Below are 12129 nucleotides of genomic sequence, written 5' to 3'. Positions count from 1 at the left end.
CTACAAATATATTTAAAAGTGCTAGTTTTATTTCATTTCTTGACTTTTAAGTGTAAAACTTTATAATATATGAATGATGGTATTAGGGCGTACGGTTTTGTGTCACCCTCAGGATATGTAAGGACTGTCAAGCCTGCGGCTGATGTGCGGGGCAGTGTAAGAATGAATTCTTACTTTATAACCTTCTTATCCGCGAAACACAACCCCATCCTCAATAATTTCATTTGATGAAGGAGTTAATCGACACATGTCACGTTATACTGGTCCTAAATTTAAATTAAGCCGCCGCCTTGGAATTTCTCTAAGCGGTACAGGTAAAGACTTGAAAAGAGCTTTCCCTCCAGGCCAACACGGCCCTAACTCTCGTCGCAAGATCAGTGGTTATGGTCTACAACTTATGGAAAAACAAAAACTTCGCCACATGTACGGTTTGAGCGAAAAACAATTCCACAATCTATTCGTTAAAGCTACGAAAATCAAGGGTATTGCTGGTGATAACTTCATCGTGCTTCTTGAAAGCCGCCTTGACAACCTAGTTTACCGTCTAGCTTTTGCTAACACTCGTGCTGGTGCTCGTCAGCTAGTTGCTCACGGTCACATCACAGTAAACGGTAAAAAAGTTGACATTGCATCTTACTCCGTTTCTGTTGGCGATGTAATTGGTCTTCGTGAACGTAGCCGTAGCATGAAATCAGTTAAGGAAGCTATCGAATCTCGTGTGCACCTTCCTGGTTACATTGAGTTCAACGAATCAGCAGTTGAGGGTAAATACACTCGTCTTGCTGAACGTGCTGAACTTTCTCAAGAAATCGACTTGCAACAAATTGTCGAGTTCTACAGCCGTTAATATTCGGTACAAAAAGGACTGCATTTCGATGCAGTCCTTTTTATTATATATATTCAGTTATCGATCGATAGATTACAAATCAGTACTAGTGTCAATCACTTTTTTTTCGTTATTTACAACTGCTGCTAACGTTTGCTCGATAATATCAGGTTGTTTCTTGTCTACGTTAACAAACTTTTGAATAAGCTCATTCACATTAATACCCGTTACATTTTCAAGCATTTCTGGTGCTGTAGCCATTAAAGAAGTAACATAATTACTTAATCTAGCTGCACCTTCACCATTTCCTGTATCAACGATCGATAGTTTATCGATTGCACTAATTGGCTCAGCAACTTTTCCTGCTAATTCAGGAAGCATTTTCAGTACAATATCTAATACAGCAGCTTCTCCGAACTTCTCAAATGCTATTGCTAATTTCTCCTTCGCTTCGGCTTCAGCTAATCCTTTCAAGCGAATAACTTCTGCAGTTGCAGTACCCTGAGCGCGCTCAACATCAGCAATTGCAATACCTTCCAAACGCACTTGTTCAGCATTTGCTCTCGCTTCCGCTTCAATACGGTATTGAATGGCGTCTGCTTCTTTCAATTGTTTCACTTTATTTGCTTCTGCGGCCTGTTCAACAGCATAACGATCAGCATCTGCTTTCTTTTTCACTTCGGCATCAAATTGCTTCTCACGTCTAAGTATTTCTTTTCCTTCCAGATCAATCTCACGTTCTTTACGAACGAGTTCAACACGCATCTGTTCTTCAACTACAGACTGCTTAGCTTTTGCTTCTTGAATCGCATACGCTTGGTCCGCTTCTGCTTTTGCTGTGTCTTGATCCTTTTTAAAGGAAGCAATTTTCATTTCTTTATCACGTTCAGCTTCAGAAATATTTGTATCTTTCATTAGTTCAGCTTTTTGTGCTGCTTCCGTTGCTAGTGCCTTTTGAATGGTAGCATCACGCGCTGCTTCCGCTTCAGCAATTTCGGCATCACGCTTAACTGCAGCAATTCTTGGCTTACCAAGTGCATCTAAATACCCATGTTTATCTCGTACATCTTTAATCGTAAATGAAACAATAACAAGACCCATCTTCTTCAAATCACGAGCTGCAACACCTTGCACTTCTTGAGCGAATTTATCACGATTACGATAAATTTCTTCAACAGTCATCATCCCTAGAATTGCTCGTAAGTGTCCTTCCAAAACTTCTTGAGCTTCACTTTTCAACGCTTCAGTAGGTTTACCTAAAAATTGCTCAGCTGCTGTCGCAATGTCTTCAACAGCACCACCAATTTTAATAATAGCTACACCATTTGAGAACACAGGTACACCTTGTGCAGAATACACTTCTGGGGTAGCAATATCTAATTTATGAGACAAAAGAGATAGGAATTGTGCCTGTTGAAATATTGGAAGTATGAACGCTCCGCCACCTCGTATAATTTTCACCTTACGGCCTGATTCATCTACAGATGTATTACGCGTACCCAGAAATGATCCGGTAATTAACATCGCCTCGTCAGGACTAACCGTTTTGTATCTTGCCCAAAATGCTAAACCAATAATTAAAATAATACCAACTACGATCAAAGGAACTATCATCGCTTCGTTCACTTTTAAATTACCTCCTCGTTTTTACAAATGAATTTCTGCAACATAAAGTATACTTTCATGGACTTCTACAACGACGACATGATTGCCTGCTGCAATTGGTTGCTTATCATAACTTGCAGCAATATGGCTCGTAATGCCTGCGATTGTCTTCACAATCACTTCTCCAAACCCCTCAACTGGAACAGGAGTAGTAACAACAGCTTCCTTACCTACCAGTTCTAACATCGAATAGCTGGTTGACATTTCTGCGTTCTCCATTGGCTTCACATACACAAAGTAAATAAGAATTATGCCAATGATTCCGATGCATATCGATATTAAGATTACCATTGCTGTTGCGAAATCCGTGTAGTGCATAAGCAAGATTCCGGCTCCACCAAAGATAGCTAATCCACCAACTAGAGTGATTGGCTGAATTAATGGTAGATTGTCTAATTGAAGCCATTCCAGTGAAGCATCGAGTGCTCCTTCTAGAACATCGCCAAAAATAACGACAACAATGGTATACAAAATACCGAATATGAGGCATCCCCAGTATAAAGTTTCCATTCCCCTCCTCCTTTACCTATATTGTCAATCATATTCATTTTACATGATTACAATAAATAATACATCATTTCCCAAAGATGGTTTCATAATTTACTTCAATGCAATACAAATAGCACTTTAGATGCATTTTTATCATTCGACAATAAAGCGCTTTATATTTCCAAATAATGCAACTAATGACCTATAAACACCGTCTAATTATTAATTAATGAAACGTATATAGAAAAAAAAAATCATTTCATTAATGATACATAAATTGTCATAATTTGAAGATTGCTTCTACTAATAAAGGAGCCATCGGGCATGAGCTTTTGTATGAACGATATACTTGGCTAACATATTTATGGTATAATATTTCCGTTATGCTAGAGGAGGAATGTGAAAACATGCATGAGGAACAACAATCACAGCCACTTCCTTATGGAAAATGGCGTTGGTTTGCACTTATTAGTTTCTTAACATTCAAATGGATTCTATTATTCGTCATATTTGGTGGCTTATTAGCAGGCGGTGTCGTTGCAGGTTATGTCGCAGCCAATGTGAAGGGTGAAGATGTAAGATCACAATCTTATATTCAAAGCAAAGTTGCTGAGTATTCTATGACAGGTTATGTATATTTCAACGATGAGACACTTGTCGGGCAGTTACGGACAGATGAAGATCGTATCGTAGTTACATACGATGATATCCCTCAAATCGCAATTGATGCATTAGTAGCGACTGAAGATAGCCATTTCTTTGAACACCCGGGTATTGATGTATGGGGCCTTGGTCGTGCCGTCAAAGAAAAACTGTTTAATGAGGACACTCAAACTGGTGGTAGTACAATTACGCAACAACTCGCTCGACGAGTATTCCTTAATTTGGATCGCACGGATAGTAGAAAAATCAAAGAAATTTTCCTTTCCTTGAGAATGGAAAGATTTTTGAAAAAAGAAGAAATTATTACAGCTTATTTAAATAAAATGCCTTTCGGTAATGGTTCTAACGGTTATCAAGTATTTGGTATTCAAGCTGCCGCAAAAGGAATTTTCGGTATTGAAGATTTGAGTAAACTTAATGTTGCACAAGCTGCGTATCTTGCAGGCTTACCACAATTACCATCAACATATACTGCCTTCACTGGTTCTGGACAGTATAATGAAAAAGGTATTGAAAATGCGATCAAACGTCAAGGCGTCGTATTAAGTCGTATGCTTGAAACTGGAAAAATTGATAAAGACCAATATAATTCAGCGCTTGCATTTGATATTCGAGCTTCAATCGCTGAACCAACAGAAAAAGCATACAACACTTATCCTTTCCTTATGTTAGAGGCTGAGCGTGAAGCAGCAAAAGTATTACTATTGCAAAAGAACAAAGAGCTAACAGCTGAGGATTTGAAGTTACCAGAAAATGCAAGTTTAATTGAAGACGCGCGTGAAGAATTATTACGTGGCGGATATCATGTTCATACTACGATCAATAAAGATATCTACGATATTATGAGAGAGATCGGTAGTAATCCAGAAAACTTTACACCAGATAGTTCAGAAAAAGGTGTGGAGCAAGTTGGAGCTATGCTAATTGATCATACTACAGGCGCTATTCTTGGTATGATTGAAGGTCGTGACTTCTATCAAGAACAGCTGAACCATGCAACTCAAATGATTCGTCAACCAGGATCTACGATGAAGACGATCGCTGCATACTTGCCTGCAATTGATAAAGGTTTAATTCAACCAGCAAGTATCATTGATGATGCACCATTAATTTTGCAAGATGGTCAAAAGGGTTTCCATATTCCAATGAACGCTAATCGTAAATTTACTGGCTTGGTCACTGCACGTAATGCGCTTAATCGGTCAATGAATATTCCAGCTCTAAAAATTTATAACGAAGAACTTACAATACCTGTTGCGCTTGATTTTGTTAAAGAATTGGGTATTACTACAATTGCGGAAAGTGATTACTCTGCTAAAACCGGTGTAATTGGTGGTCTACTTAACGGAGTAACCGTAGAAGAACTTACAAATGCTTACGGTGCTATACCTAACAAAGGGGTATTCAACGACGCATTCATGATTGCTAAAATTACTGATACAAATGGAAAAGTTGTGTATGAACATCAAGATATGCCTAAACAAGTCGTATCTGAACAAAGTGCCTTTTTAATGTCTGATATGCTTAGAACTGTAATTTCAGATGGCGCAGGTACTGCTCACGCCTTAGCTGGTCAACTGAAAGCATATAAAGATATTGACTTCGGTGGTAAAACTGGATCTACACAAAGCTATGGTGATGTGTGGTTTGTCGGATTCTCACCGGATGTTACATTAGGCGTATGGGCTGGTTATGAGAAACCTACTCATACATTAACGACAACAGGTCGCACACGAGCACGCTCGATTTGGGCACTTATTATGAATCAATTAACAGAAAAGCAATCACAGTTATTCGTGAACAAAGAGTTCACACAACCAGATGACATTGTGAAAGCGACTGTATCTTCAACAAGTGGATTATTGCCTTCATCCCTTAACAAACAAGCAGGTCTTGTCGTTACGGATTGGTTCAATAGACAGTTCATTCCGAAAAAGGTTGACGATACGTTAATCAATATGAAAGTCATTGAATATAACGGTATTAATTATGTTCCAAATTCACTTACACCTGAAGATATGTTAGTTGAAAAACTTGTCATTGTTCGTAAAATGCCGCTAGATCAACTGATGCTTGATCTAAAAAATGCTCAATCTAAACTATCAGCTGAGAGTCGTCGTGATCTTTCTGTATACGTTCCTGCTGATGCCGGTCGAGATGCTCCGTCTATTACGGACCCTCGCGTGGATGATGGTTCTCTACCTGATGCACCATCAAGTGTTAGATTGAATAATGGCGTATTGACATTCTCTAATAGTAAAGCTGCTGATATCGTAGGATATCGGGTATTCCGTTCCGTAAACAATGGAGAATTCGAAAAATACGGTAATTCCATTATTTACAGCAAAGATAGCTATTCTATTACAGTTGATACAAATCCAGCTGAATTCACTAGCTTCTATGTCGTTGCTGTCGATGTTGTAGGGAAACAGTCTAGTCCAAGCTTATCGGTGACTTCAGGCCTTTGGAATCCAATGCCTGAAACTGATCCAGGTACAGACCCAACTGACCCGTCTATTCCTACTAATCCAGATGGCGGTGATAATGGTGGTTCTGTAGCTCTACCACTCCCAGCAGCTCCTAGTGGTTTATATGCTGAATACTCTGGTCTTAACTTGATTATAAGCTGGAGCCCTAATCCGCTTTCTGAACAAGTATCGAATTACCATGTGTATTACAGTGCTGCTAACGATGGGAATTATCAATTACTTGGTTCTACAAACGGAACGAGTATTGAACACAGTGGGGTTCAACCTGGCGGTGCCTATATCATCACTGCTGAGAACCAGACTGGAGAATCTTCTCAATCTACTAAATTAGTTGTGCAATAATAAATATTAAAAAAAGGGCTTGAGAGGCAACATTGTGCTTCTTAAGCCCTTCTGACTGTAGACAAAAGGCATTTGGAATTTCTCATTCCAAATGCCTTTTGTATGTTATGGTATCTCATGGTTATCATTAATCATGTAATCATTTAGTCAACGTTAGCTTAAATTATTAGTCTTCAATAGTAGATAAATCACCTGTAGGTAGATTAAGCTCCCACGCTTTGAGTACTCGACGCATTATTTTTCCACTTCTCGTCTTCGGAAGCTTATCTTTAAATTCAATTTCACGCGGAGCAGCATGTGCTGACAAGCCCACTTTTACAAACTGTGCAATTTCTGTTTTCAATTCCTCAGATGCAGTGTATCCTTCGCGTAAAGCAATAAACGCTTTAATGATTTCCCCACGAATCGGATCAGGCTTACCAATCACTCCCGCTTCAGCAACAGCTGGATGCTCAATTAGCTTAGATTCCACTTCAAAAGGCCCTACTCGTTCACCTGCGGTGTTTATTACATCATCAACGCGACCTTGGAACCAGAAGTAGCCATCTTCATCACGATAAGCAGAGTCGCCTGAAACATACCAGTCGGCGATTCGGAAATATTCTTCGTATTTGGCATCATTATTCCATACTTTGCGCATCATCGATGGCCATGGTGTAGCAATGGCTAAGTTACCCATGCGGTATGGTGGAAGTTCATTACCATAATCATCAAGAATCGTTGCATTCACTCCTGGAATCGGCTTACCCATCGATCCTGGCTTAATATCCATACTTGGATAATTACAAATTAATTGCGCACCTGTCTCCGTCATCCACCATGTATCATGAATTCGATGTTCGTATACTTTCATGCCCCAACGAACAACTTCAGGATTCAATGGTTCTCCTACACTAAGTACATGGCGTAGGCTACTTAGATCGAATTGATTAACAATTTCATCTCCTGCTCCCATCAACATTCTGAATGCAGTTGGTGCACTATACCATACCGTTACTTTATACTTCTCTATAACACTATACCAATCACTTGGACTAAAGCGTCCGCCTCGCACAATGTTCGTCACGCCATTCAACCAAGGAGCAAAGATACCATACGAAGTACCAGTTACCCATCCTGGGTCAGCGGTACACCAATATACATCATCTTCCTTCAAATCTAGTACGATTTGACCTGTATAAAGATGTTGCACCATCGCATTGTGTACATGATAAATACCTTTCGGTTTACCAGTCGAACCTGATGTGTAATGAAGAATCATGCCATCTTCACGATCAACCCATTCGATATTTTGCTCATCGCTAGATTCAGCCATCAATCTCTCATAAGATAATATACCATCGCCTTCTTCAACATCATTACCAAATACGATAATATGTTTCAGAGAAGGCAATTCATCACGTTTAATCCGAGATAATAATGCAGGTGTTGTAACTATAGCAATCGCTTCACTGTCTGCTAGACGATCTTTAACTGCTGTTTCCATAAACGCTTCGAATAACGGACCAACAATAGCTCCGATCTTCAAACTACCTAATGCACTCATATATAATTCTGGTGTACGAGGCATAAATATAAAAATTCGCTCACCCTTTTGAATACCAAGTTTTCTTAAAGCATTGGCGAATTGATTACTACCCTTACTTAATTGTAAAAATGTATAGCTCTCTTCTCTCTGTTGATCACTATAAATTAACGCAACTTTATCTCCTTTTCCATTCTCGACATGGCGATCAATTGCTTCGTATGCCATATTGAGCTTCCCTGTAGATGACCAACTTAGTTGCTGTTCGATTTGTTCCCATGAAAAATTTTTTCGTGATTGTTCGTAGCTTTGTAAATTCCCATTAGTCACCGTTGCAGGTATACGCTCTTGATGTAATTCAATCATTGAATCACTCTCCTAATTCAAACATATAAGATATAAGAATGCGCTTACATGGTAATTATTATATCATATTTATATTACTTTGCACTATCTATTTCCAATCTATCAATAATTAGTATATAGTTATGCTGTGCACTAATTATTGATTACATAAAAATTATTTTCATATAAAAGGGGAACTATAATGGAGCATAGAAAGCGTTTTCAGTTGGTTGAGAAATATATCCCTTCCTTACAGAAACACATTAGAATCTCCGGACCTATTCCTCCTGAACAATTACGTGACATGACGATGGATGCAACACTTGATGCATTCAGGCGACCATTAGAACAGCATGAAGCGTTAATTGAAATTGCTTCTCTGCCAGAAGGTCGAATCATTACAGCTACAATAGATCAGCATATTATCGGCTATGTAACGTTTCATTATCCAGACGAATACGAACGCTGGTCTCAAGGTAAAATGATTGATCTTGTGGAGCTCGGAGCTATCGAAGTGGCGGATAATTATCGTGGACTTGGATTAGGCAAAGATTTGATTCAGCTTTCTTTCGCAGAACAACAGCTAGATAATATGATCGTCTATACGACGGAATATTATTGGCATTGGGATTTGGAAGGCAGTGGGTTAAATGTGTGGGATTATCGCAAGATGATGGAAAAGTTAATGCAGACCGTCGATATGATTTGGTATGCGACTGATGATGAAGAAATCTGTGCTCACCCAGCGAATTGCTTAATGGTCAAAATCGGAGCAGAGGTACCTCTTCCCTCGATTGAAAGATTTGATCGTGTTCGTTTCCGCAGTCGCTTCATGTATTAAGTAAACTGATTAGCATGCAGAAAGGAATGGATCGTAATTATGTTGAAGTCAAAATCTGTCTTCATTCATCCTACTTTAGCTAATTCCTATCAATTTCAAAGTAATCACCCTTTCCACCCTATTCGCTATCAATTAACGATAAGTTTGTTGGAAAGTATCGGAGCTCTTCTACCTGATCAGATACAGCAACCTGCAATAACTGATGTCGAACATCTACTGTCCTTGGCTCATAGTCAAGAGTATATAAATGTTATTAAAGGTTTAAGTAGCGACTCGCCGAATAATAGTCTGATTGATATCGCTGAGCAGTATGGACTACATGGGGATGACACGCCTTACTTTCAAGGGATGCATGATGCTTCCTGTTCTATTGTATCAGGCACTGTAAGTGCGCTTGAAGCCGTTATAACGGGAGAGACAGATCACGCCTTCCATTTGGCCGGTGGATTACATCACGCCTTTGAGAATCGGGCAGCAGGCTTTTGTATATATAATGATGCAGTTATTGCTATTCGCCATATTCAGCAACAGCATCAAGTTAAAATTCTTTATATCGATACCGATGTTCATCATGGAGATGGTGTGCAGATCAGTTTTTACGCTGATCCCAACGTATGTACATATTCCATTCATGAAACAGGTAAATTTCTATTTCCAGGCACAGGTTATCACTATGAGAAAGGTCTTGATCATGGTTTTGGCTCTTGTTTCAATATGCCACTTGATCCTTACACAGAAGATGACTCATGGCTCGAATGTTTTCAACTTACATTAACTAAAGTGATCGAACATTATAAACCTGATCTGATCGTTAGCCAACATGGCTGTGATGCTCATGCATATGATCCGCTTTCGCATCTTCATTGTTCGATGCGTATTTACGAGCAAATCCCTAATATCATCCATCAATTTGCCCATCAATATTGTAATGGTAAGTGGGTAGCAATCGGTGGCGGTGGCTATGATTTATGGCGGGTTGTCCCAAGGGCATGGTCGCATGTATGGCTAGCAATGAGCGATCATGAACTTGTAGAACAATTCAAGAAACCCGAACTACTCCCGCTACCTGACAAATGGAGAAATTATTGGAGTAGCTATGCAACAGATGAATTACCTTTATACTGGCAAGATGAACCTCATATGATTATACCAATGCCAAGGCGCACCGAAATAAGCGAGCGTAATCGACAAGTAGCAGCGATAGTTATACAAGATATTTGAATTGCTTTAATCTTCGTTGCTCATTACTCTTCAATTGAGCGACATAGACATTACTTTTATTGTCTATGTCGCTCATTTTTTAATTTTCAAGCGACTCAGATACTAATTTTATGGCTTATTAGCTCCTGTTTTATGTTAGCCTATGCTTCCAAATTACCGTACTACCACCAATTAATTTCACCCCTAATAAATAAAGGGCGTATCCAACGACATTTAGTAGCAGAAATAAGACTACCAATAATGCTCTACCATGACCCTTATAGTAAACATTCATACTTGCCCAAACTGCAAATAATATCCAATATCCAAACAACAAAATAATACCTATCATGAATGTCGTATCATTAAACAAATGTATGCCCACATCAATACTTATTGCTTTGTTCGTGCCTGGGATAAGTATATTGGTTCCACTAGGAACAATGTAGGTAAAGATGTATTCATTGTTAGGAATGTTATTAAGTTTATCCAACTTTAGATTTTCTGGATACTTATATTGTATAGGATAATCTTGAGGGGCTATGCCCGTATCCTCTTGTATACGTAGAACAACTCCTGAAACACTTGTACTTTTATTAATGTACTGCTCCAATTCTTTAATCATTGTGTCACTGATTGGATTTTCTGCTGTTCCTACTTCCTGGAGTACAATTTCAAAAGCTTCATCTGCAACATCATAATGACGGAGTTCATTCCAGTACAAAAACCATCCTACTATGATTATTCCTAAAAATAACATAGCGATTGAGCTTTTTAGTATATTACCTGAAAACACCTTCTTAATTCTGTATAGTGTTTTCAACTCTGTTTCAATTTCTTGTGGTTCACCAAAGCTGTTCAAAGCTTTACTAACTGCTTCAGATTCACCTAAGCCTTTTGACTTCCAATATTTCACGCTACTCATAAGGTTGTTAATCATCTCTTCACGAAATTCATTAACTTCTTGGGGAGACTCATTCATTTTATTGCACAGCCTATCTATATACTTATGAATAAGCTTTTGATTGTTAGCTTCTAGAGAAGGTTTACTCATTCTTCAATTCCCTCCATAAACTGATTTATTATCGTTCTAAAAAAAAGCCACTCCGCCTTTTTTTCCTTCAAGCGTAATCTCCCTGTCTCTGTTAACTCATAATACTTCCTTCTGCCACCACCACTATCTGAATCCCCCCAGAACGATGTAACCAATTCATTCTTTTCCAACCGCTTTAAAGATAAATAAAGCGTTGCTTCTTTTAACTCAAAAGCGCCTTCACTACGGTCTAACGCAGTTCTTGCTAACTCATACCCATATACCGGTTTTTCCCTCAGAAGACTGAGCAGTATTGTGTCTATGTGGCCCTTTAATATCTCTTTATCAATTTCCATGGAATCTCCCTTAAACATTGTATAATTAAGTACATTGTATAGTAAGGTACTAGTAAAGTAAAGTCTCTTTTGAAACTATCCTTCCCTTTAGATGAGAAAAGGTTCTCTTGATGGCATTGAGCTATCTTCTCCCGTCAGCGTAATGAGCGTGGTGCAAATATCACCTTTACTCATTTCTAATTCCTCATGTGCTATGGTACGCCTCTTCCAAGGGTTATGGCAGACTGCGCTCCATCACAATCCGTCTAGTTATCACAAACTGCTCTGGAGAGGTGTACTTTAATGATATTATGCTGCAGACCGAAACCATTGTAGCAGGATGGTTCAGTTATGAATACGAGATCAAACGGGCGCT

At 38.8% G+C, this 12129-nt stretch carries 9 protein-coding genes; 4 read left to right on the top strand and 5 right to left on the bottom strand.

Annotation, left to right across the window (positions count from 1 at the left end; all coding sequences use genetic code 11):
• Window positions 1–247 precede the first annotated feature (247 nt).
• Window positions 248–847 carry a 30S ribosomal protein S4 gene (gene rpsD / locus NV377_RS13865; protein WP_258199509.1) on the top strand — a complete coding sequence of 200 codons (600 nt, stop codon included), beginning with the start codon at window positions 248–250 and terminating at the stop codon, window positions 845–847.
• 72 nt (window positions 848–919) lie between these two features.
• On the opposite strand, the gene floT is transcribed toward rpsD, so the two are convergent.
• Together floT and NV377_RS13855 are read right to left on the bottom strand one after the other, a co-directional pair.
• Entirely contained in the window at window positions 920–2440 is a 1521-nt protein-coding gene (floT, locus tag NV377_RS13860) for a flotillin lipid rafts scaffold protein FloT (protein WP_258200339.1), read from the bottom strand.
• A gap of 33 nt (window positions 2441–2473) precedes the next feature.
• Entirely contained in the window at window positions 2474–3001 is a 528-nt protein-coding gene (locus NV377_RS13855) for an NfeD family membrane protein (RefSeq protein WP_258199508.1), read from the bottom strand.
• Between the two features lie 386 nt (window positions 3002–3387).
• Between NV377_RS13855 and NV377_RS13850 the strand changes: the two genes are divergently transcribed.
• A complete protein-coding gene (locus NV377_RS13850) occupies window positions 3388–6474 on the top strand; it encodes a transglycosylase domain-containing protein (RefSeq protein ID WP_258199507.1) in 3087 nt (1028 codons plus the stop codon).
• A 166-nt stretch (window positions 6475–6640) separates the two neighbouring features.
• Here the strand turns inward: NV377_RS13850 and acsA are convergent, their stop codons facing one another.
• Window positions 6641–8365, bottom strand: coding sequence for an acetate--CoA ligase (acsA, locus tag NV377_RS13845; protein WP_258199506.1), 1725 nt, complete (start codon window positions 8363–8365; stop codon window positions 6641–6643).
• Between the two features lie 181 nt (window positions 8366–8546).
• On the opposite strand from acsA, the gene NV377_RS13840 reads away from it, so the two are divergent.
• On the top strand, window positions 8547–9185 hold the full coding sequence (locus tag NV377_RS13840; RefSeq protein ID WP_258199505.1) for a GNAT family N-acetyltransferase: 639 nt from the start codon (window positions 8547–8549) through the stop codon (window positions 9183–9185).
• A 39-nt stretch (window positions 9186–9224) separates the two neighbouring features.
• Window positions 9225–10406 carry an acetoin utilization protein AcuC gene (locus NV377_RS13835; RefSeq protein ID WP_258199504.1) on the top strand — a complete coding sequence of 394 codons (1182 nt, stop codon included), beginning with the start codon at window positions 9225–9227 and terminating at the stop codon, window positions 10404–10406.
• Window positions 10407–10536: 130 nt separating this feature from the next.
• Here NV377_RS13835 and NV377_RS13830 read toward each other — a convergent pair whose 3' ends face one another.
• Window positions 10537–11439, bottom strand: a complete 903-nt coding sequence (locus NV377_RS13830; RefSeq protein ID WP_258199503.1) for a permease prefix domain 1-containing protein — start codon at window positions 11437–11439, stop codon at window positions 10537–10539.
• Window positions 11436–11774, bottom strand: coding sequence for a PadR family transcriptional regulator (locus NV377_RS13825; protein WP_258199502.1), 339 nt, complete (start codon window positions 11772–11774; stop codon window positions 11436–11438). The genes NV377_RS13830 and NV377_RS13825 overlap by 4 nt, the downstream gene beginning before the upstream one ends.
• Between the last annotated feature and the right edge of the window lie 355 nt (window positions 11775–12129).

The organism is Paenibacillus endoradicis, from assembly GCF_024721975.1.
Note: the sequence above shows the minus strand (reverse complement) of the source record. Positions and strands in the feature narration are given on the sequence as shown.

Bases quoted from the DNA above. Each gene is read 5' to 3' on its own strand.
- NV377_RS13855 (WP_258199508.1), bottom strand. From the start codon at position 3,001: ATGGAAACTTTATACTGGGGATGCCTCATATTCGGTATTTTGTATACC.
- acsA (WP_258199506.1), bottom strand. From the start codon at position 8,365: ATGATTGAATTACATCAAGAGCGTATACCTGCAACGGTGACTAATGGG.
- NV377_RS13830 (WP_258199503.1), bottom strand. From the start codon at position 11,439: ATGAGTAAACCTTCTCTAGAAGCTAACAATCAAAAGCTTATTCATAAG.
- NV377_RS13825 (WP_258199502.1), bottom strand. From the start codon at position 11,774: ATGGAAATTGATAAAGAGATATTAAAGGGCCACATAGACACAATACTG.
- rpsD (WP_258199509.1), top strand. From the start codon at position 248: ATGTCACGTTATACTGGTCCTAAATTTAAATTAAGCCGCCGCCTTGGA.
- NV377_RS13850 (WP_258199507.1), top strand. From the start codon at position 3,388: ATGCATGAGGAACAACAATCACAGCCACTTCCTTATGGAAAATGGCGT.
- NV377_RS13835 (WP_258199504.1), top strand. From the start codon at position 9,225: ATGTTGAAGTCAAAATCTGTCTTCATTCATCCTACTTTAGCTAATTCC.
- floT (WP_258200339.1), bottom strand. From the start codon at position 2,440: ATGATAGTTCCTTTGATCGTAGTTGGTATTATTTTAATTATTGGTTTA.
- NV377_RS13840 (WP_258199505.1), top strand. From the start codon at position 8,547: ATGGAGCATAGAAAGCGTTTTCAGTTGGTTGAGAAATATATCCCTTCC.